This window comes from Variovorax sp. LG9.2, from assembly GCF_035018885.1.
Taxonomy (GTDB): Bacteria; Pseudomonadota; Gammaproteobacteria; order Burkholderiales; family Burkholderiaceae_C; genus Variovorax.
Genome location: NZ_JASJXB010000006.1, coordinates 130,985 through 152,483, shown reverse-complemented (window position 1 = coordinate 152,483; position 21,499 = coordinate 130,985). Strand labels below are relative to the sequence as shown.

Below are 21,499 nucleotides of genomic sequence, written 5' to 3'. Positions count from 1 at the left end.
CGAGTCTCAGGCCCGGCCTCAAGCTGTGAACTGCAACGCTGCGAGTCTCGCGTAGATGCCGCCTTGCGCCACCAGCGCCGCATGCGTGCCCTGTTCGACAATGGCGCCATGGTCGAGCACGATGATGCGATCTGCCTTTTGCACGGTCGCCAATCGGTGCGCGATCACGATCGTCGTTCGGCCCGCCATCGCGGTTTCAAGAGCTGCCTGCACCATGCGTTCGCTTTCGGCATCCAGCGCGCTTGTCGCTTCATCCAGCAGCAACAGAGGAGGGTTCTTCAGCATGGCGCGCGCGATGGCGATGCGTTGCCGCTGGCCGCCTGACAGCCGCACGCCGCGCTCGCCGAGAAAGGTTTCGTAGCCCTCAGGCAGCGCGGTTAAAAAGTCGTGCGCAAAGGCGGCGCGTGCGGCGGCATGAACCTCATCCGCGCTGGCTTCGGGCCGACCGTAGCGGATGTTCTCGAATGCGCTGGTCGAAAAGATCACCGCATCCTGGGGCACCAAACCAATGCGATGACGCAAATGATCGAGTGACAAATCAGCCAGCGGTACGCCGTCCAGCAACAGCTGACCCGACTGCGGGTCGTAGTAGCGCAGCAGCAACTGGAACACCGTGCTCTTGCCGGCACCACTGGAGCCGACCAGCGCCACGGTTTCGCCCGGCGCGACGGCGAGGCTGAAATCGCGCAGCGCCGGGGTGCCGGGGCGCGAAGGGTAGTGAAAGGTCACCGCGTCGAAGCTCACCGCGCTGCCGGAGGGCGGCACCGGCGCAGCGACCGGCCGCACGGGCGACACGATGGCGGGCACCGCGTGGAGCAATTCCATCAAACGCTCGGTGGCGCCGGCTGCACGCAGCAAGTCGCCGTAGACCTCGCCGAGCACCGCGGCCGCGCTGGCCAGAATGATCACGTACACGACCGTCTGGCCCAGGTGGCCGGCGGTGATCTCGCCGTGCAGCACGGCTTGCGTGCCTTGGTAAAGGCCCCAGAGCAGCGCCGCCGATGTGGCGATGATGATGAATGCCACGAGCACCGATCGCGCTTTGGTTCGACGTATGGCAGTGTTGAAGGCCGCGTTGGTCGATGCGTCGAAGCGCTCGGCCTCCCGCTTCTCTGCGGTGTAGCTCTGCACCACGGGAATGGCGTTGAGCACCTCCGCAGCAATGGCGCTCGAATCGGCGACACGGTCCTGGCTGGCCCGCGACAGCTTCCGCACGCGCCGACCGAACCACATGCTCGGGAGCACCACCAGCACGAGGATGAGCAGCACTTGCGTCATCACGTACGGATTCGTCCACACCAGCATCGCCAGCGCGCCGATGCCCATCACCGCATTGCGCAGGCCCATGCTGAGCGACGAGCCGACCACCGTTTGCACCAGCGTCGTATCGGCGGTAAGGCGTGACAGCACCTCGCCGGTCTGAGTCGATTCGAAGAACACGGGGCTCTGGCGCAACACGTGCGCGTACACCGCGTTGCGCAAGTCGGCCGTGACGCGCTCGCCGAGCCAACTCACCGTATAGAAGCGCAACGCCGAGAAGAGGCCCAGCGCCACGGCGACGCCAAACAGTTCCAGAAAATGGTCGCGCAGGGCCATCGTCTGCGCGCCTTTGTCGGTCGAGACGAGCCCGCCATCGATCAAGCTGCGTAACGCCAACGGAAATACCAGCGTCGTCACGGCGGCCAAGACCAGAAACAGCGCTGCCATGCCGATCTGGACCCTGTAGGGCCGGAGGAAGGGCCGCAACCCAGACAGTGACTTGGGCTCGCCTTTGGCGCCAGCGGAGGTACCGGAAGCGGCAGTAGACGACACAGGGGAAGACGCAGCAGGGGCTGCGGCGGAAGGTGCAGACGGCACAGCAGGAAGAGGCATCGGATGATTCTAACGAATGCTGTCGTTACAAAGGTCGCCTTGACAGTAATTGCCGCGGCAGCTAATATTTATTCATCATGAACGAGTCAAAAAGCCAAGAAACAGCGTCTTCGCTAGGGGAAACCCCAGTCGAATCGGTGCCTGCTTTCTATAAAGCGGAGACTTACCGCGCTGAGGAGAGCGTGGGCTATCTGATGCGGCGGATCATGACCGCGGTGGGCCAGTCGGTGGAATCCAAGATGTGCGGCCCCGGCAATCCGACTTATCCGCAGTGGATTCCGCTACACAAATTGCAGATGGGCAAGGCAACCACAGTGGCCGAATTGGCGCGCGAATGCGAGCTCGATACCGGCGCCATGACACGCCTGCTCGACCGTCTTGAGAGTAAAGGACTTTGCAAGCGCGTGCGTTCACTGACCGATCGCCGCGTCGTCAACATCGAGCTGACCGATGAGGGCCGCTCTGCCGCAGAACAAGTACCGCACGTGTTGAGTCGTGTGCAAAACGAACATCTCGCCGGTTTCAGCCATGAAGAGTGGGAACAGCTCAAAGGCTACCTGCGCCGCATCCTCGACAACGCACAAGCCCTGTCGGCTCGTGGAGAAAAAAATGAAAACACTTCCTCGTCCCCTTGAGTCTTCCGCTTCCAGCACCTTCGCATTAGGTGCGCTGGCGCTCGCATCTGCACTGATGTTGGCCGGTTGCGCCGATATGGCCGGCATCGGCGGGCACGCCAAGCTGCGCGATGCCGATTCGCTTGGTTTTACTGCTGCAGTACCTTCAAACGGCACTGCAACCCTCAACCCATCGGAAGGTGTCGATCCGCGCTGGTGGACCGCTTTCGGCGACGCGCAACTCAATACGCTGATCGATCAAGCGGTCGAGGGCAATCCGAACCTGCAAGTGGCCCGCGCCCGGCTGGCTCGCGCGCAGGCTTCGGTCGATGTCATCGGCGCCGCCGACAAGCCGCAGCTCAATGGCCAGTTCGATGCCAACCGCACCAAGTTCAGCAAGAACTACATCTACCCGTCGCCGCTGGGTGGATCGATTCAGGAGATCGGCACTCTGCAGCTCAATGGCAGCTGGGAACTCGACTTCTTCGGCAAGAACCGCACTGCGCTCGACGCCTCCATCGGTTCGGCCAATGCTGCAGCTGCCGATGAGCAAGCGTCGCGCGTCATGCTCGCGGCCAATGTGGCGCGTGGATACTTTCAGTGGGCACGCTTGACCGGCCAGCTCGCGGTTGCACAACGCACCTTGGCGCAGCGCGACGAAACCTTGAAGCTGGTGCGCGACCGGGTGTCCGCCGGCCTCGATACGCGCCTCGAGCTGCGCCAGAGCGAAGGCGGTCTGCCAGAAGCGCGCCAGCAGATCGAATCGCTCAACGAGCAGGTCGCCCTTGCACAGCACGCGCTCGATGCGCTCGTCGCCAAGCCGAATGTCACGCAAAGCCTGGTGCCACCTTCGCTGGACTCGGTCAAGGCGATCGCGCTGCGGTCGAACATTCCGGTCGACCTGCTGGGCCGCCGCGCCGACATCGCGGCAGCGCGATGGCGCGTCGAAGCGGCCACGAGCGACGTGGCCAACGCGCGCACGCAGTTCTATCCGAACATCAATCTGACCGCGTTTGCGGGCTTCCAGTCGATCGGCTTCAGCAACCTCGTAAAGAGTGGCAGCCAGCAGTGGGGCGTGGGCCCCGCCATCCGCTTGCCTATCTTCGAAGGTGGCCGTCTGCGCGCCAACCTGCGCGGCAAGGCATCGGACCTCGACGCTGCGATCGAAACCTACAACGCCACCGTTATCGACGCGGTACGCGACGTGGCCGATCAGGTCGCCAGCGCACAGTCGATCGCGCGGCAGCAAACAGAACAACGCAATGCCGAAGTCGCTGCCGAAGGCGCCTATGACATCGCGGTGCAGCGTTACCGCGCCGGCCTTGGCAACTACCTGCAGGTGCTGACGGCCGAAACGACTGTGCTGGCGCAGCGCCGGCTCGCGGTCGACCTGGCGGCGCGCGCACTCGACACGCAGGTGTCGTTGGCGCGTGCCCTCGGCGGCGGCTACCAGCCGCCGGTGAACACTGCCTCGGCAGCGATCAACTGACGAACTGTCGACCCCAATACTTCGCTGAATTTATCGATCAAGAAGACGCATCACCATGAACGACAACAACACTCCGCCAACGGCAGCTCCTGCAGCCTCCGTCTCTTCTGAAGCGCCTGCGGCCAGCAACGGCAAGCGCCGTCGCGCACTGACCGCTCTGGCAGCGGTCGTCATCGTCGTGGGTGGCGGTTGGGGCGTCTACGAATGGCTGGTTGCAAGCCACTACGAAGACACCGACAACGCTTACGTGCAAGGCAACGTCATCCAGATCACACCGCAGATCAGCGGCACCGTCATGTCCATCATGGCCGACGACACCGACTTCGTGAAAGCCGGCCAGCCGCTGGTGCAGCTCGATCCGGCGGACGCCAAGGTCGCGCTCGACCAGTCCGAAGCCGCTCTGGCGCAAGCCGTGCGCCAGGTGCGCACGCTGTATGCCAACAACGGCTCGCTGGCGGCACAGGTCACGCTGCGCCAGTCGGACATCGTCAGGGCACAGAGCGACATCGCGCGGGCGCAAGACGATCTGCAACGCCGACAAGCGCTCTCGGGCAACGGGGCGGTGTCGAAAGAAGAACTGAACCATTCCGAAACCGCTCTTGCCAACGCCAAGAGCGCGCTGGCGGCTGCTCAGGCAGGCGTTGTCACTGCACGTGAACAGCTGTTGAGCAACCAGTCGTTGACCGATGGCACCAGCGTCGCAGACCACCCGAGCGTGCTGTCCGCCGCGGCCAAGGTGCGCGAGGCCTACCTCGCCACGCAGCGCGTCGCGATGCCCGCACCGGTCGACGGCTACGTTGCCAAGCGCACGGTGCAGCTTGGCCAGCGCGTCGCTGCCGGCACGCCGATGATGTCGATCGTGCCGCTCAACCAAGTGTGGGTCGATGCCAATTTCAAGGAAGTGCAGCTGCGCAACATCCGTCTCGGTCAGCCCGTAAAACTCACCGCCGACCTGTATGGCAAAAAGATCGAATACAACGGCAAGGTCGCGGGCTTGGGCGTGGGTACCGGTGCAGCCTTTGCGCTCTTGCCTGCACAAAACGCGACCGGCAACTGGATCAAGGTGGTGCAGCGTGTGCCGGTGCGCATCACGCTCGACCCGGAGCAATTGAAGACCAGCCCGTTGCGCGTCGGTTTGTCGATGGACGCGGAGATTGATGTCAGCGCTAAGGACGGAAAGATGCTGGCCGACGCGCCCCGCGCTTCAGCGTTGTCGCAGACCCAGGTCTACAGCTCGGAAGACAACGGCTCCGACGCGGTCGTGCAACGCATTATCGCGGCCAATCTCGCCGGTGCGGTGCCTGCGCTGGCGAGCGGCGCGAAGGGCACGGCTGCGCCCGCGGCCAAGGCGACAGCACCCGGCGTTGCCGTGTCGGCCGTGCCGCCGCAGGCCAGCGTCGCGCGGCCCGCGGCCGTCGCCATGTCGGGCAACCACGGCTAGTCGCCGGCCCCGATCCGCACGCTCCCACGTTCTCGTTTACACGCACAGCCGCATACGCACGCGATGGCCACTGCTCCCGCATCCGCTCACATTGTCCACGCGCCGCTCGAAGGCGCTGCGCGCGTCTGGGGCACGATCGCGCTCTCGGCCGCGACCTTCATGAACGTGCTCGATTCGTCGATCGCGAACGTGTCGCTCCCCGCAATTTCCGGCGACCTCGGCGTCAGTTCGACGCAGGGCACCTGGGTCATCACCAGCTTCGCGGTGGCCAACGCCATCGCGGTGCCTCTCACCGGCTGGCTTTCGCAGCGGTTCGGTCAGGTCAAGCTCTTCATGGCCAGCGTGATCCTGTTCATGTTCGCCTCGTTCTTGTGCGGTATCGCGCCGAACATGACCACGCTGATTCTGTTCCGCGCGCTGCAGGGCTTTTGCGCCGGGCCGATGATTCCGCTGTCGCAGACCTTGCTTCTCGCCAGCTATCCGCGGGCGCTCGCCGGCCTCGCGATGGCTATGTGGGCGATGACGACGCTGGTCGCGCCGGTGATGGGCCCGCTGCTCGGCGGTTGGATTACCGACAACATCTCGTGGCCGTGGATTTTCTATATCAACATCCCGGTGGGCGTGCTCGCGGCGTCGATTACCTGGGTGCTCTACCGCAAGCGTGATTCGACCATCGTGAAGGCGCCGATCGATTCGGTGGGGTTGACGCTGCTGGTGCTTTGGGTGGGCTCGATGCAGCTCATGCTCGACAAGGGCAAGGAGCTCGATTGGTTTCATTCGCCTGAGGTGGTGACGATGGCCGTTGTGGCCGTCGTGGGGTTCGCCTTCTTCATCATCTGGGAGCTGACTGAAGAGCATCCGGTCGTCGACCTTTCACTGTTCAAACGCCGCAACTTCTGGTCGGGTGCCCTGGCCACCGCCGTGGGGTATGGGCTGTTCTTTGGCAACGTCGTGTTGCTGCCGCTCTGGCTGCAGCAGTACATGGGCTACACCGCGACGCAGGCCGGCATGGTGCTGGCGCCCGTCGGCGCACTGGCCATCGTGCTGTCTCCGCTGGTCGGGCTCACCGTGGCCAAAGTCGATCCACGGCGTTACGTCACCTTCTCGTTCCTGGTGTTCGCGCTCGTGCTGTGGATGCGTTCGCGGTTCAATACCTCTGCCGACATCGCCACCATCATGGTGCCGACGATCATTCAGGGCGTGGCGATGGCGTTCTTCTTTATCCCGCTGGTGACGATTACGCTGTCGGGCCTGACGCCCGATCGGATCCCGGCGGCGTCGGGCCTGTCGAATTTTTTACGGATCACCGCGGGCGCCATGGGCACCTCGATCGTCACGACCGTTTGGGACAACCGCGCGACGACGCACCACGCGCAACTGGCCGAGTCGATCAACCAGGGCAACTCTGCAGCAACCGGCATGATCTCCGGATTGCAAAGCAACGGCTTCAGTGCCGATCAGGTACTGGCGCAGATCAACCGGCTGATCGACCAGCAATCCTTCATGCTGGCGGCCAACGATGTTTTCTACGCGTCGGCTGTCTTGTTCATTTTCCTGATTCCGCTGGTCTGGCTTGCCAAACCGGCCAAGGGCGGCGCGGGTTCCGATGCTGCGGCTGGTGCGCACTGAATCCTGCGCGGCCGGACGCGCTTCCGGCCGCGTAGGAGAGCGCCGGGTTGCAGTGCAGCATAGGCATTTGCCCCAGTAGAAAGCACCGAACCGCGAGATAACATGCGTCCGCGCAGCCATGGTGGCGCGCTCGAATGGACCGCATGATCGAAATTTCCTTCCAGCAACCGGACGACCGCGCGAGATGAGCGACGTCATTCTCGAAACACGTCAGCTCACCAAGGAATTCAAAGGTTTCACCGCGGTCAGCAAGGTCGATCTGGCAGTCAAGCGCGGATCGATCCACGCCCTGATCGGCCCCAACGGCGCCGGCAAGACGACCTGCTTCAACCTCCTGACCAAATTCCTCGAGCCGACGTCCGGCACGATCCTCTTCAACGGCCATGACATCACGAGCGAGCGGCCGGCGCAAATCGCGCGCCGCGGCATCATTCGCTCGTTCCAGATTTCCGCAGTGTTCCCGCACCTCACGTTGCTCGAAAACGTGCGCCTCGGATTGCAGCGTTCACTCGGCACCTCTTACCACTTCTGGAAAAGCGAAAATTCGCTGAAGCCGCTCGACGATCGCGCTCGCGCTTTGCTGGCCGAGGTCGGGCTGGAGGACCTGGCTGAGGAGCAGACGGTAAACCTGCCGTACGGCAGCAAGCGCGCCCTCGAGATCGCCACCACGCTGGCGATGGAGCCCGAGCTGATGTTGCTCGACGAGCCGACGCAGGGCATGGGCCACGAAGACGTGCACCGCGTGGCCGAACTGATCAAACGCGTGGCCGCAGGCCGCACCATCCTGATGGTCGAGCACAACATGAGCGTGGTGTCGACCATCGCCGACACCATCACCGTGCTGCAGCGCGGCGCCGTGCTGGCCGAAGGACCCTACGCTGAAGTCTCGAAGAACCCGCTGGTGATGGAGGCCTACATGGGCACCACCGACGGACAGCTCGCCGGCGCTCATTCATGACCGCCGCACTGGAGATCAAGGGCCTGGAAGCCTGGTACGGCGAGTCGCACGTGCTGCACGGTGTCGACATGGTCGTGCAGCCCGGCGAAGTCGTCACACTGCTGGGCCGCAACGGGGCAGGGCGCACGACCACGCTGCGCGCCATCATGGGCCTCACCGGTGCGCGCAAGGGCAGCATCCAGGTCAACGGCGTCGAAACCATTTCGATGGCGACCTACCGTATTGCGCACCATGGCATCGGCTATTGCCCGGAGGAGCGTGGCATTTTCGCCAGCCTGTCGTGCGAAGAAAACCTGATGCTGCCACCGCAGCTCAAGGGTTCGGGACCGGGCATGTCGGTCGAAGAAATCTACGACATGTTCCCCAACCTGGCCGAGCGCCGCCACAGCCAGGGTACGCGTCTCTCGGGCGGCGAGCAGCAGATGCTCGCGGTCGCGCGCATCCTGCGCACGGGAGCCAAGCTGCTGCTTCTCGACGAGATATCTGAAGGGCTCGCGCCCGTCATTGTTCAAGCCCTCGCACGCATGATTCACATGCTGCGTAGCAAGGGCTACACGGTGGTCATGGTGGAGCAGAACTTTCGCTTTGCTGCGCCGTTGGCCGACCGCTTCTATGTGATGGAGCACGGCCGCATCGTGGAGAAGTTCGGCGCCGCCGAGCTCGAAGCCAAGATGCCGGTGCTCAACGAATTGCTCGGCGTCTGACCTTTTTCCAATCCATTTTCTTTCGGAGATTTCGCAATGAACAAGAAACTTACCGCGCTCGCACTCGCCATCGGTGCCCTCACGCTCGTCACCGCCGCTCAGGCGCAAGAGAAGGTCAAGATCGGCTTCATCACCGACATGTCGAGTTTGTACTCCGACGTCGAAGGCAAGGGTGGCGTGACGGCCATCCAGATGGCGATCGACGACTTCGGCGGCAAGGTGTTGGGCCAGCCGATCGAACTCATGTCGGCTGACCACCAGAACAAGCCCGACATCGCCGCATCGAAGGCTCGCGAGTGGATTGACACGCAAGGCGTCACGCTGCTTTTCGGCGGCACCAACTCCGGCACCGCGCTCGCGATGGCCAAGGTGGCGCAAGAGAAGAAGCGTGTCTACATCAACAACGGCGCGGGTACTTCGGCACTCACTAACGAGCAGTGCAGCCCCTACACCATCCACTACGCGTACGACACCGTGGCGCTGGCCAAGGGTACCGGCGGTGCCGTAGTGGACCAGGGCGGCAAGAGCTGGTTTTTTCTGACGGCCGACTACGCCTTCGGTCAGGCGCTGGAAGCCGACACCACCGCCATCGTCAAGGCCAAGGGTGGCACTGTGCTGGGTTCGGTCCGGCACCCACTCAACGCGTCCGACTTCTCGTCGTTCCTGCTGCAGGCACAAAACTCCAAGGCGCAGATTCTCGGTCTGGCGAACGCTGGCGGTGACACCATCAACTCGATCAAGGCCGCGAAAGAGTTCGGCATCAACAAGACCATGAAGATCGCCGGTCTGCTGGTGTTCCTTTCGGACGTCCACAGCTTGGGTCTGAAGAACACCGAAGGCCTGTTGCACACCACCAGTTTCTACTGGGACCTGAACGACAAGACACGCGCCTGGTCGAAGAAGTTCTTCGACAAGACCAAGCGCATGCCGACCGACGTGCAGGCCGCCGATTACTCGTTCACCACGAACTACCTAAAGGCCATCGAAGCCGCGAAGACGACCGATGCCGACAAGGTCATGGCACAGCTCAAGAGCATGAAGATCGACGACTTCTACGGCAAGGGCCAGATTCGCGCGGACGGCCAGTACATCCACGACATGTTGCTGGTGCAAGCCAAGTCGCCGGCGGAGTCGAAGCAGCCTTGGGACTACCTGAAAGTGATCAAGGTGATGCCGGGTGAGCAGGTCTTCACGACCAAGGCGGAAACGAAGTGCGCCACCTGGAAGTGAAGAGGTCGACGATGAAAAAGGCATTCGCTCTCTCCCTGGTGGCTGCGGCCATGGCACTTTCGAATGGTGCGGCGCAAGCCCAGGCCAACGACAAAGTGCGTATCGGTTTCATCACAGATATGTCCAGCCTGTACTCTGACGTCGACGGCAAGGGTGGCGTCACCGCCATCCAGATGGCGATCGACGACTTCGGCGGCAAGGTCAACGGTATGCCGATCGAGCTGCTGACCGCCGACCATCAGAACAAAGCGGATATCGCAGCGTCCAAGGCGCGCGAATGGATGGACACGCAGGGTCTGTCGATGCTGATCGGCGGTACCAACTCCGGCACCGGCCTCGCCATGGCGAAGGTCGCGCAAGAGAAGAAGCGCACTTTCATCGCCATCGGTGCAGGCTCGTCGGCCCTCACCAACGAGCAGTGCAGCCCGTACACCGTTCACTATGCCTACGATACGGTCGCACTGGCCAAAGGCACCGGCGGCGCGGTGGTCGATCAGGGCGGCAAGAGCTGGTTCTTTCTGACGGCCGACTACGCGTTCGGGCAAGCGCTCGAAGCCGATACGGCCAAGGTCATCAAGGAGAAGGGCGGTACCGTCGTGGGCTCGGTTCGTCACCCGCTCAATGCCTCCGACTTCTCGTCGTTTTTGCTGCAGGCGCAAAACTCGAAGGCGCAGATCCTCGGCCTCGCAAACGCGGGTGGCGACACCGTCAACGCGATCAAGGCGGCCCGCGAGTTCGGCATCACCAAGACGATGAAGATGGCAGGCCTGCTCGTCTTCATCAGCGATATCCACAGCCTCGGACTGAAGAACACCGAGGGCCTGCTGCTGACGACCAGCTGGGACTGGAACCTGAACGACGAGTCGCGCAAGTTCGGCAACCGCTACTTCGAAAAGATGAAGCGCATGCCGACCGACATCCAGGCCGCCGACTACTCGGCCACAATGACATACCTGAAGGCTGTGCAAGCCCTCAAGTCGACCGACTCGGACAAGGTCATGGCGCATCTGAAGAGCACGCCCATCAAAGACTTCTATGCGCAGGGCACGGTCCGCCCCGACGGCCGCTTCGTGCACGACATGTACCTGGTGCAAGTGAAGTCGCCGGCCGAATCGAAGCAGCCATGGGACTACTACAAGGTCGTGACCAAGCTCCCCGGCGACCAGGTGTTCACCACCAAGGCTGAGAGCAAGTGCGCTCTCTGGAAATAGAGCCCGCGACCAACATCTTGACGCTGTGACGCTCCGAACGCTTCCATGACCATCTCCTTGCCCGGCCTGTTGAGCCAGCTCCTCCTGGGGCTGGTGAACGGCTCGTTTTACGCCATGTTGAGTCTCGGCTTGGCCGTGATCTTCGGCCTGCTCAACGTCATCAACTTCGCGCACGGCGCCTTGTTCATGATGGGTGCGCTGCTGACATGGATGGCCCTGAACTACCTCGGGCTGGGCTACTGGCCCATGCTCTTCATCGCGCCTGTGGTGGTCGGCATTTTCGGGGTGCTTATCGAGCGCCTGTTGCTGCGCTGGATCTACAAGCTCGATCATTTGTACGGCCTGCTGCTCACGCTTGGGCTCACCTTGCTCATCGAGGGCGCTTTTCGCTCGGTCTACGGGGTGTCGGGCCTCGGCTACGACGCACCGGAGCTGCTCGACGGCGCGACCAACCTCGGATTCATGGTGCTGCCCAACTACCGGGCCTGGGTCGTTGTCGTGTCGCTGGTCGTGTGTTTCGCAACGTGGTTCGTCATCGAGCGGACCAAGCTCGGCGCGTACCTGCGGGCCGGCACCGAGAACCCGCGGCTGGTCGAAGCGTTCGGCGTCAACGTGCCGTTGATGGTGACGCTGACTTACGCCTTCGGCGCCGCGCTGGCGGCCTTCGCGGGCGTGCTGGCGGCACCCGTGATTCAGGTCACGCCGCTGATGGGGCAAAACCTCATCATCGTGGTGTTCGCGGTGGTGGTCATTGGCGGCATGGGTTCGATCATGGGATCGATCCTCACCGGCCTCGGGCTCGGCATCGTCGAAGGCTTTACCAAAGTGTTCTACCCGGAGGCATCGTCCACCGTCGTTTTCCTGATCATGGTCATCGTGCTGTTGATTCGCCCCGCCGGCCTGTTCGGCAAAGAAAAGTAAGGCGACCGGCATGAACATGAAAAAGATATCCACGATCGTCTACGGACTGTTGTTCATCGCATTGCTGTTCGCGCCGTTCTTCGGTGCCTATCCGGTGTTCGTGATGAAGCTGATGTGCTTCGCGCTGTTCGCCGCGGCCTTCAACTTGCTGTTGGGCTACACCGGCTTGCTGTCGTTCGGCCACGCTGCGTTTCTGGGCGGCTCGGCTTACGTTGCCGGCTACTCGATGAAGGCCTGGGGCCTGACGCCTGAGCTGGGGCTTCTTCTTGGCACCGTCACCGGTGGACTGCTCGGCTGGTTGTTCGGGGTGTTGGCGATTCGTCGTCAGGGCATCTACTTTGCGATGATCACGCTGGCGCTGGCGCAGATGATGTTCTTCGTTGCGCTGCAGGCCAAATTCACCGGCGGCGAAGACGGCCTGCAAGGCGTGCCGCGTGGCAAGCTGTTTGGCCTGCTCGATTTGTCGAGCGACCTCACGATGTACTACGTCGCGCTCGCGGTGGTGGTGGCGGGATTCCTGCTGATCGCGCGAACCATCCATTCGCCGTTTGGCCAGGTGCTGAAAGGCATCAAGGAAAACGAGCCGCGTGCGCTCTCGCTGGGTTACGACGTCGCGCGATTCAAGCTGCTGGCGTTCGTGATCTCTGCCGCATTGTCGGGTCTGGCCGGCTCGCTCAAGACCTTGGTGCTCGGCTTCGCGACATTGAGCGACGTGCACTGGACCGCATCGGGTCAGGTCGTTTTGATGACACTGGTCGGTGGTCTCGGTACGCTGTCGGGCCCGATCGTCGGCGCGGCCGTGGTCGAGCTGCTCGAGAACAAGATCGGCGAGTTCGGCAACCTGCTGGCCCGCCTCACGTCCATCGAGTGGTTCAACACGCTGGGCGAGTCGGTGACGATGGTCACCGGCTTGATCTTCGTGATCTGCGTGCTGGCATTCCGACGCGGGATCATGGGCGAGATCATCGCGCTGATCAAGCGCAAGTAGCGCAGCGAATCAGCGGGTCACAGCTGGAGCGGCGCGGCGTAGCCCGTCATCTCCAGGTAGCCCCTGCCCACGCGCTTGCCCTGCGCGTCGAGCAGTTCGCTCAGGCCTTCCCAGTACACGCCGCCGGTCGCACCGCTACCGTCCAGTTCCTGATCGTCGAGCAAGGCGCGCACGGTAAACGTGCCAGCAGAAGTCTGCACGCGCCAGCGCGTCGGGTAGATCGCCTTTGTGCGCGGGCTGGTCCATGTGCTTTCGGCTTGGAACCGAACCTCGTTCTCGCTGAACGAACGCGACGCGCCGCCCTTTTGGCGCATCGAGCCGCCGGCCCACAACGCACTGCCGTCGCGACGCCGCAGATGAAAGGCGGTGAGGGCGCTGCCATCGTCCAGGTTCATGCCGATCCAGTCCCAACCCACCGCGTCCGGATGCAGCAGCGCTTCGCTGACCTCGTGGTCGAGCCAGGCCGTTCCGGTGACATCGAAGGCGCGGCCTTGCAGCGTCAGCCGGCCTTGCGCGGCGAGCTGAGGCTCGCTGTAGTAGTAGCTGGCCTGATCGGGCGAGGGCCCCTTGCGCGAGAGGCCGGCATCGCCCTGCAACAGCACCGGCTGCGTTGGCGCAAAGCTCAGGTCGACGGCGAATCCTGTAGCTGCGACATGCGCTTCATAGATGCCTTGCGAGTCAGGTCGACGCACCAGCGACCAGTCGCGCAGCTTGACGTCGGTGTCGCTCTGACTTGCCGAAGCGACGCCGAACCCCTCGCGCGCAATGCGCTGGTCGTGCAAGAGCTTCTTGCCCTCCAGATCGGTGATGGCGGCATGTGCGAACACGATCTGCTTGGCGGCGAAGGCCGAATTCAACGGCTTTGCAGCATCGATCCGCGAGCGAAAAAACGTGACCTGGTAGCCGAACTCGCGACCGTCCTGCGAGCGTGCATGGCCGGTGACGTACCACCACTCTGTCGCGAGATCGGGATGGCTGCCGAAGTCGCGTGGGAACTGCAGTGTGCGGGGCGGCAACGCCCAGAGAGGCATCGCGAAAGGAACAGCGAGCGCGGCCAGTGCAGTTCGCAGCAGCGTTCGACGCGAGGGGCTCGATGCGCCTGATTGCGCTGCCGAATTTGCCGGCCTCGGAGGACTTTCCCGTCGTGTCGCCATCACCAATCCTCCTTCACCGCCAACACCGCATCCCGCCCGGCCGCCGCACGCCCTGCGAGCCAGGCGGTCACAGTGCCGGCGGCGACCACTGCCGCACACAACGCGATCAAGCGCAGCCATGGCAGCAGCAGATCCATGGTCCAGTGAAAGCTTTGCGGGTTCACCACTTTCACCAGCACCACCGATACCGCCAGCCCGAGCACCAGGCCGGCCACCGCGCCGATGCCGGTCCACGCCGCGCCTTCGCCGGCGACGATCGCCAGCACCTGTCGTCGCGTGAAGCCGAGGTGCGCGAGCAAACCGAATTCCTTGCGGCGCGCCAGCACCTGCGCGCTGAAGCTCGCGGCAATGCCGAACAGCCCGATGGCGATCGCAACTGCTTGCAGCCAGTAGGTGACGGCAAAGCTGCGGTCGAAGATGCGCAACGAGGTCGCGCGAATCTGACTAACCGACGAGATCTCGATCGGCTCTCCGCCCGCCCCACCGGCCGCGATGCTGCGCGCTGCCGATGCACGCACTGCTGCCTGCACCGATGCTTCGTCCGCGCCGGGTGCGAGCCACAGCGCGATGTCGCTGACGTTGCGGTCGCCCGTCAGCTTCTCAAAATCGCGCGCGCCCAATGTGATGGCGCCGAACTGCCGCACGTAGTCCCGCCAGATGCCGGCGACGAAGAAGATCGGTGGCATTGCCTGTGACGCGTTCGCGGGACTCCCAGCACCCGGCGCATTCGTCGTGCTCGTGCCAAACGCCTTCGACAGCGGCGCGAAGACATCTCCGGGCCTCGCCCCGTACAACTCGACCATCGCCTCGCTGACGTAGATGCCGATCTGCCCCACCGGCACCGGCAATGCCGCCGTCATCAGCGGCAGCGAGCGCGAGACGTCGTCGTCCAGGTCGCGGGCAATCAGCGTCACGGCGGGCCGCGTGGCATCGAGCAGCAACGGTCGCGTGCGCAGCGTGCCGGTGCGCGCCACGCCCGGTACCTGCGCCAGCGCCTGCACGAAGCTGGGCATGAACGGCGCCAGATCGCCACTGCCGGAATTGCCAGCCGACGCACTTCGCACATAGAGATCCGCCGGCAGCACGACATCGAGCCAGCGCGTGACCGAGTCGCGAAAGCTCGCCACCATCACCGTCAGCGCGACGGCAAGACTCAGGCTGGCGACCACGCCGCTCACCGCGACCGCGGCAGTGCCGCGCATGCGTCGAGCGCGCTCGATGGCGAGCATCGGCAGCACGTGTTGCGCGAACAGCGGTGCGATGCGGTCGTACAACAGCGCGATCAACCAGGGCAGCGCGGTGATGCCGCCGACCAGCAGGCACGCGACCGAAAGGTACGCGGCGATCGGGATGCCGAAGATGGCGGGCGCGGTGGCCAAGGCGATGCCGAGCGCGACGAGCGCGATCGCCAGCCAGTGGCCGTTGCCAGCCGCCGGCGCTGCACCGAGCCCCTTCAGCGTCTGCGCTTCCGGCAACAACATGGCAGCCCGTGCCGGCCACCAGCCGCCGACCAGTGCAGCGATCACGCCGAGGCCGCCGTAGAGCAGCGCAGAAGGCGTGCTCCAGTGCAGGGTCGGCGCAACGCCGTCGAAGTACCCGCCGCCGAGATCACCGCCCAGCACACGCAGTGCGAAGGCGGCGAGGGCAGCGCCGAGCGCGATGCCGGCGACGCTGCCGATCACGCCCAGCACCAGCGATTCGATCAGCACCAGTTGCAAGCGGCCGCGCGGCGTCAGCCCCAGCACGCCGAGCAGCGCGAACTGCTGCGCGCGTTTGGCCACGCTGAGAGCGAGCACCGAGAAGACCAGAAACGCGCCTGTGAAAAGCGCGACCAGCGCCAGCACCGTGAGGTTGACGCGGTAGGCGCGCGACAGGTTGCTCACACGTTCGGCCGCATCGCCCGGCTCGGCGATGCGGATGCCAGCCGGCCAGTCCGGCGAGCTTTCCAGTGAGCGGATGAAGGCGGTGCGATCGGTGCCGGCTGCGAGCCGCAAGTCGATGCGAGTGAGTTGTCCGGCGCGGCCGAACAGGTCTTGCGCGGCACCGATGTCCATCACCGCCAGTGCGCTGCCGCCCGCTGCGACGGTGCCGGCAACCTGCACGTCGCGCCATGCGCCGTTGACGGAGAGGCGCAATGCCGCAGTGCCTTCGCCGAGTGCAGCACGCGCGGCGGCGTTGAGAAAGACAGTGGCCGGCGCGAACAATGCAAACCGCGCGCTGTTGGCTGAAGGTCGCGGCAGCAGCGCGGGGGCGATGGTCGGGAGCGCCAGCGCATCGATGCCGACGATGCGCAGCGGGACACGCTGTTCTTTGGATTGACCGGCCCGGTCGGACCCGCCTGTTCCTGCGAAGGCCACGGTTTGAAGCTCCAGAACAGGGCTCGCGAGAAGGACCTGCGGTTGCCGCGCCGCGCGCGCGTACACCGCCTCGTCGAATCCACCCTGCGCCGCGCGCAATTCAAGATCGGGCTGCCCGTTGACCGAGCGCACCGCACTGGAAAATTCATCGAGCGCCGAAGCGTTGATGAGCTGTACCGAAAAGGCCAGCGCCACGCCGAGCATGACGGCCAGCACCGCGGCTGCATTGCGCCACGGGTGATGTCGCAGTTCCTGCCAGGAGAAAGTGATGAGCAGGGCCCGCATCACGCAATTGTGCCGGTCCGATATCAGGCTTGCACGGGCGCGGTTTACCGAGGGCTTCCGGTGCGTCGCTCGGTCCGATATGCTCGCCAAATGCTCCAGCTCCCGACTTATGCAGACGTGATCGACGCCGCCGCGCGGCTCGAAGGCCACGCCCACCGCACCCCCGTGCTTCGCTCTGCTACGGCAGACGCACGCTACGGCGCGCAGTTCTTTTTCAAGTGCGAGAACTTCCAGCGCATGGGCGCCTTCAAGTTTCGGGGTGCCTTCAACGCATTGTCGAAGTTCGACGCGGCCCAGCGCAAGGCCGGCGCCATCGCGTTCTCGTCCGGCAACCATGCCCAGGCGGTGGCGCTGTCGGCCCGCTTGCTCGGCATGCCGGCCGTCATCGTCATGCCCAACGACGCGCCGGCGGCCAAGCTCGCCGCCACGCGCGAGTACGGTGCCGAGGTCGTGCAGTACAACCGCTTCACCGAAGACCGCGAGGCAGTGACGCGGCAACTCGCAGAAGAACGCGGCATGACGTTGATTCCGCCTTATGACCATCCCGATGTCATCGCCGGGCAGGGCACGGCCGTCAAGGAACTGATCGAAGACACGGCCGCCGATGGCCCGCTCGACGCGCTGTACATCTGTCTCGGCGGCGGTGGCCTGAGCAGCGGCTCCGCGTTGTCAGCACGCGCGCTGGCGCCGGGTTGCAAGGTCTACGGCGTGGAGCCGGAGGCAGGTAACGATGGTCAGCAGTCGTTTCGTTCGGGGAAGATCGTCCATATCGAAACGCCCCGCACCATCGCCGATGGCGCGCAGACCCAGCACCTCGGCCAATACACCTTCGCGATCATCAAGCGGGATGTCGACGACATCTTGACCGTGAGCGATGTGCAACTGGTCGAAGCGATGCGCTTCTTCGCCGAGCGCATGAAGATGGTGGTTGAACCGACGGGGTGCCTGTCGTTCGCGGCTGCATGCGCTGCGGGTGCGGCCATCGCCGGACAGCGAGTGGGTATCGTGGTCAGCGGCGGGAATGTCGACCTGGCGCGCTATGCCGTGCTGCTGGCTGGCGACTGATCTTTAGCGCTGCGCTCTACCAAATCGCGCCAAAGCGCTCGCGCAGTTCTTCGATTTGCGCTTCATCGAGTGGTGCCGGCTTCGCGGGCCGCATGGTCCAGAGTCGCGCGGTTTCTTCCAGTTCTTCGAGCGTCGCCATCGCAGCAGCCGGCGTGTCGTGCCACACGGTGGGGCCGAGCCGCTCCAGCATGACGGCGCGGATCGCCGTGCCTGCAGCGTGGTAGCGCACGATGGTGTTTTCGACTTCGTCCGCGGCTTCAGTCGCGCCCGGCCGTGCGTAGCCGATCAACGGCACGCGGCCGACCTTCATCACGAAATAGGGCGTGAGTGCGGGCAGCAACTCGCGGCCTTGCGGCGCGTCGCACATGGCCCCGTCGAGCGTCAGACCGACGCAATGCGTGCTGTGCGTGTGAACGATGCAATGCGCCGGCGCGGCGGTGGCGAGGCTGGCGCCGTAGATGCGCCGATGCAGCGCGATGGTCTTGCTCGCGCGGTCGCCGCTCTGCTGCACGCCGTCTTCGTCGAGCAGCGCCAGTCGCGCCGGCTCCAGAAAACCGAGGCAGGCATCGGTCGGTGTGATCAGAAAGCCGCCTCCCTCCGAGCTATTGAATCGCACGCTGATGTTGCCCGCGGTCGCGTGCACGTAGCCACGCTCGAAGAGGCTGCGGCCAATGCGGCAGATCTCGTCGCGGGCAGTCGCTTCGTCCAGCGTCATAGCATTCCAGGTTCAGGTGAAAGCAATGAGAACGCGTGAGCGAAGAAGTCGACTGCGCCGAAGTTGCCCGACTTGAGCGCGACGTGCACGGCGCCACTCGCGGAGTGCGTGGAAGGCGCATGGCACCACGGCACACCGGGCGCGATCTGCGGACCGATGCGCAACATGGCGATATCGAGCGCCTGCACACAGGCGCCCGATGTTTCGCCGCCCGCTACCACCAGTTGCCCGACGCCGCGTTCGACCAGCCCTCGCGCTACGGCGGCCAACGTGTGCTCGACCATTTCGCCAGCGCGCTGCACGCCCAGTTGCGCCTGCACTGCGCGCACCGCATCGGGTGCCGCGGTTGCATAGACCAGCACCGGCCCGGCTTTCAGGAGGGGCTCTGCCCAGCGCAGCGCCTGGCTCGCGACATCGATACCTTCGGCCAGGCGCAACGGGTCGATCGCAAAGGCTGCGCCGCCGCGGCCTATGAAGTCGGCCACCTGCGCGTTGGTGGCGGTCGAACAACTGCCCGACACGATGGCGCGCAGGCCGCGTGCCGGTGGCAACTCGGCCGCTTGCGGTTGTGGGGAAATGCCAAAGTTCTGCGGCAGGCCGATCGCCACGCCGGAGCCGGCGGTGAGCAGCGGCATGGCGCGAAACGCCTCGCCCATGCGCATCAAATCGTCGTTGCTGGTGGCATCGACGATGGCCATCGAAACGTCTTCACGGCGCAGTGTCTCGATGCGCGCCTTGATGGCGTCGACGCCACGCGCCACGGTGCGGTAGTCGATGAGCCCGACGCGACGCGAGGTCTGTGCTTGCAGCACGCGCACGAGATTCGAGTCGGTCATCGGCGTCAGCGGATGGTTGCGCATGCCCGACTCGTGCAGCAACTCGTCGCCGACGAAGAGGTAACCTTTGAAGACCGTCCGGCCGTTCTCCGGGAAGGCGGGGCAGGCGATGGTGAAGTCGGTGTGCAGCGCGTCCATCAACGCGTCGGTCACCGGGCCGATGTTGCCCTTGGCCGTCGAGTCGAAGGTCGAACAGTATTTAAAGTAGATCTGCTGCGCGCCTTGCGCCTGCAGCCAGGTCAATGCCGCCAGTGATTGCGACACAGCATCGGCCGCGGGCAAGGTCCGCGTCTTGAGCGCGACCACAATGGCATCGACCTCGTCGCTGAACGCCTCGTTGGGCACGCCGATGGTTTGCACCACGCGCATGCCGGCGCGCACCAGGTTGTTGGCGAGGTCGGTTGCGCCGGTGAAGTCGTCGGCGATGCAGCCGAGTGTGAGTTTGTTCATATCCGAATTAAACATCGGCACGGGCTTCTGTGTAGATGCCGTCGACCCGCAGGTGCAGCACCCGATCGGCCCGCGCCGCCGCGGCGACCGAATGCGTCACCAGCACCAGCGACGCGCCGTGCTCGCGCGTTTGCGCGAAGAGCACGTCCATGACGCGGGCCGCGGTCGTCGGGTCGAGGTTGCCGGTCGGCTCGTCGGCCAGCAGCAATGCCGGCCGGTGCACCAGCGCGCGCGCGATGGCAACGCGTTGCAACTGGCCGCCCGAAAGCTGCTGCGGCAAGCGGGCGCCGAGCCCGGCAAGTCCGACCACGTCGAGCATGCGTTCGACCCGCACCGGGTCGTTGCGTCCCATCAGCATCAAGGGCAGGGCCACGTTCTGCGTCACGTCGAGATGCGGCAGCACGTGGAAGGCCTGGAACACGAAGCCGACGTTCGCGCGGCGCCACAAGGCACGGGCGGTGTCGTCGAGCTTGCCGATGTCGGTGCCGTCGTGCGTGACGCTGCCGGCGTCCCAGCTGTCGAGCCCGGCCATGCAGTTGAGCAGGGTCGACTTGCCGACGCCGGATTCGCCGACGATGGCGACGAACTCGCCGCTCGCCACTTCGAGCGTGACGTGCTCGAAGACCGCCGCTTCGCCGTAGTGCTTGCCGAGGTTGTCGATGCGCAAGGTCATGCACGTCCTGCGATCCGACCGACCTGGCGCACGATCTCGGCGACTGCGCCCGGTGCATCGCAGGCGACGATGCGGCGCTTCGGCATGCTGCGCAGCCACGTCATCTGCCGCTTGGCGAGTTGGCGCGTCGCCGCGATGCCGCGCTCACGCAACTCGGCCATCGGCCAGCCGCCGTCGAGTGCTTGCCAGGCTTGCCGATAGCCGACGCAGCGCATCGAGGGCAGGTCGGGCGTCAGGTCGCCGCGAGCGCGCAGGGTGTTGACTTCATCCATGAACCCGTCGGCAAGCATGGTGTCGAAGCGCTGCGCGATGCGGGTGTGCAGCCACGCGCGGTCTTCTGTCTCGATTGAGAAGAGGATGCCGGTGGCGATCTTCGTGTGGTCGTCTGTCATCGAGTTTTCGTTGTCCACTTTGACTGCATGAAAGTGCGAGAGCGGCAACCCGCTGGCGTGCCAGACCTCGAGCGCGCGCTGGATGCGCTGGCTGTCGGCCGGAGCGAGTCGCGCCGCAGTGATGGGGTCGACCTCGGCGAGCTTCGCGTGCATGGCGGGCCAGCCGACGTCGGCAGCTTCGGCTGCGAGCTTCGCGCGCAGGGCGGCATCGGCCGACGGCATCGCGTCGAGGCCATCGATCAGTGCCTTGAAGTACAGCATCGTTCCGCCGACGAGCAGAGGCAGCTTGCCGCGCGCGCGGATGTCGGCGATGGCGCGCTGCGCATCCTCGACGAAGGCGGCCGCGCTGTAGCGCTCGGCAGGGTCGCGAATGTCGATCAAATGGTGAGGCACTTCCGCCCGCTCAGTCGCGCTTGGCTTGGCGGTGCCGATGTCCATGCCGCGGTAGACCAGCGCCGAATCGACGCTGACGATCTCGACCGGGCGCGTGCGTGCGATGGCCATGGCGGCGGCTG

The 21,499-nt window shown here is 64.6% G+C and carries 18 protein-coding genes; 11 read left to right on the top strand and 7 right to left on the bottom strand.

The window, feature by feature from the left end; genetic code table 11:
• Positions 1 to 18: 18 nt before the first annotated feature.
• Positions 19 to 1,872, bottom strand: a complete 1,854-nt coding sequence (locus QN413_RS08570; RefSeq protein ID WP_323496195.1) for an ABC transporter transmembrane domain-containing protein — start codon at positions 1,870 to 1,872, stop codon at positions 19 to 21.
• Between the two features lie 77 nt (positions 1,873 to 1,949).
• Between QN413_RS08570 and QN413_RS08565 the strand changes: the two genes are divergently transcribed.
• The 10 genes from QN413_RS08565 to QN413_RS08520 all read left to right on the top strand — a co-directional run bounded on the left by QN413_RS08565 (position 1,950) and on the right by QN413_RS08520 (position 13,057).
• Entirely contained in the window at positions 1,950 to 2,507 is a 558-nt protein-coding gene (locus QN413_RS08565) for a MarR family winged helix-turn-helix transcriptional regulator (RefSeq protein WP_323496194.1), read from the top strand.
• Positions 2,508 to 2,562: 55 nt separating this feature from the next.
• Positions 2,563 to 3,975 carry an efflux transporter outer membrane subunit gene (locus QN413_RS08560; RefSeq protein ID WP_323496288.1) on the top strand — a complete coding sequence of 471 codons (1,413 nt, stop codon included), beginning with the start codon at positions 2,563 to 2,565 and terminating at the stop codon, positions 3,973 to 3,975.
• Positions 3,976 to 4,030: 55 nt separating this feature from the next.
• A complete protein-coding gene (locus QN413_RS08555; RefSeq protein ID WP_323496193.1) occupies positions 4,031 to 5,416 on the top strand; it encodes an efflux RND transporter periplasmic adaptor subunit in 1,386 nt (461 codons plus the stop codon).
• Positions 5,417 to 5,479: 63 nt separating this feature from the next.
• On the top strand, positions 5,480 to 7,045 hold the full coding sequence (locus QN413_RS08550; RefSeq protein ID WP_323496192.1) for a DHA2 family efflux MFS transporter permease subunit: 1,566 nt from the start codon (positions 5,480 to 5,482) through the stop codon (positions 7,043 to 7,045).
• A gap of 184 nt (positions 7,046 to 7,229) precedes the next feature.
• Positions 7,230 to 8,003: an ABC transporter ATP-binding protein gene (locus tag QN413_RS08545; protein WP_187051363.1), complete on the top strand. Its 774-nt coding sequence runs from the start codon at positions 7,230 to 7,232 to the stop codon at positions 8,001 to 8,003.
• Positions 8,000 to 8,707, top strand: coding sequence for an ABC transporter ATP-binding protein (locus QN413_RS08540; RefSeq protein WP_323496191.1), 708 nt, complete (start codon positions 8,000 to 8,002; stop codon positions 8,705 to 8,707). The genes QN413_RS08545 and QN413_RS08540 overlap by 4 nt, the downstream gene beginning before the upstream one ends.
• Positions 8,708 to 8,743: 36 nt before the next feature.
• Positions 8,744 to 9,937, top strand: a complete 1,194-nt coding sequence (locus tag QN413_RS08535; RefSeq protein ID WP_323496190.1) for an ABC transporter substrate-binding protein — start codon at positions 8,744 to 8,746, stop codon at positions 9,935 to 9,937.
• An 11-nt stretch (positions 9,938 to 9,948) separates the two neighbouring features.
• Positions 9,949 to 11,148, top strand: coding sequence for an ABC transporter substrate-binding protein (locus tag QN413_RS08530; protein ID WP_323496189.1), 1,200 nt, complete (start codon positions 9,949 to 9,951; stop codon positions 11,146 to 11,148).
• A 45-nt stretch (positions 11,149 to 11,193) separates the two neighbouring features.
• Complete coding sequence (locus QN413_RS08525; protein WP_323496188.1) at positions 11,194 to 12,069, top strand: branched-chain amino acid ABC transporter permease; 876 nt, start codon at positions 11,194 to 11,196, stop codon at positions 12,067 to 12,069.
• 10 nt (positions 12,070 to 12,079) lie between these two features.
• A complete protein-coding gene (locus QN413_RS08520; protein WP_187051367.1) occupies positions 12,080 to 13,057 on the top strand; it encodes a branched-chain amino acid ABC transporter permease in 978 nt (325 codons plus the stop codon).
• Positions 13,058 to 13,074: 17 nt separating this feature from the next.
• Here the strand turns inward: QN413_RS08520 and QN413_RS08515 are convergent, their stop codons facing one another.
• Positions 13,075 to 14,088, bottom strand: coding sequence for a carotenoid 1,2-hydratase (locus tag QN413_RS08515; RefSeq protein WP_323496187.1), 1,014 nt, complete (start codon positions 14,086 to 14,088; stop codon positions 13,075 to 13,077).
• 122 nt (positions 14,089 to 14,210) lie between these two features.
• Positions 14,211 to 16,853, bottom strand: coding sequence for an FtsX-like permease family protein (locus tag QN413_RS08510; protein WP_323496186.1), 2,643 nt, complete (start codon positions 16,851 to 16,853; stop codon positions 14,211 to 14,213).
• 90 nt (positions 16,854 to 16,943) lie between these two features.
• Here QN413_RS08510 and QN413_RS08505 point away from each other — a divergent pair, with 90 nt between their 5' ends.
• Entirely contained in the window at positions 16,944 to 17,918 is a 975-nt protein-coding gene (locus QN413_RS08505; protein ID WP_323496185.1) for a threo-3-hydroxy-L-aspartate ammonia-lyase, read from the top strand.
• Positions 17,919 to 17,934: 16 nt separating this feature from the next.
• Here QN413_RS08505 and QN413_RS08500 read toward each other — a convergent pair whose 3' ends face one another.
• Genes QN413_RS08500 through miaA form a run of 4 tightly spaced genes read right to left on the bottom strand, consistent with a single transcriptional unit; the run spans position 17,935 to position 21,488 of the window.
• Complete coding sequence (locus tag QN413_RS08500; RefSeq protein ID WP_323496287.1) at positions 17,935 to 18,627, bottom strand: aldolase; 693 nt, start codon at positions 18,625 to 18,627, stop codon at positions 17,935 to 17,937.
• A gap of 2 nt (positions 18,628 to 18,629) precedes the next feature.
• Positions 18,630 to 19,919: a 3-oxo-tetronate kinase gene (gene otnK / locus QN413_RS08495; protein WP_323496184.1), complete on the bottom strand. Its 1,290-nt coding sequence runs from the start codon at positions 19,917 to 19,919 to the stop codon at positions 18,630 to 18,632.
• A gap of 7 nt (positions 19,920 to 19,926) precedes the next feature.
• Positions 19,927 to 20,592, bottom strand: a complete 666-nt coding sequence (locus tag QN413_RS08490) for an ABC transporter ATP-binding protein (protein ID WP_323496183.1) — start codon at positions 20,590 to 20,592, stop codon at positions 19,927 to 19,929.
• Positions 20,589 to 21,488, bottom strand: a complete 900-nt coding sequence (gene miaA / locus QN413_RS08485; protein ID WP_416352161.1) for a tRNA (adenosine(37)-N6)-dimethylallyltransferase MiaA — start codon at positions 21,486 to 21,488, stop codon at positions 20,589 to 20,591. Before miaA ends, QN413_RS08490 begins: the two co-directional genes overlap by 4 nt.
• Between the last annotated feature and the right edge of the window lie 11 nt (positions 21,489 to 21,499).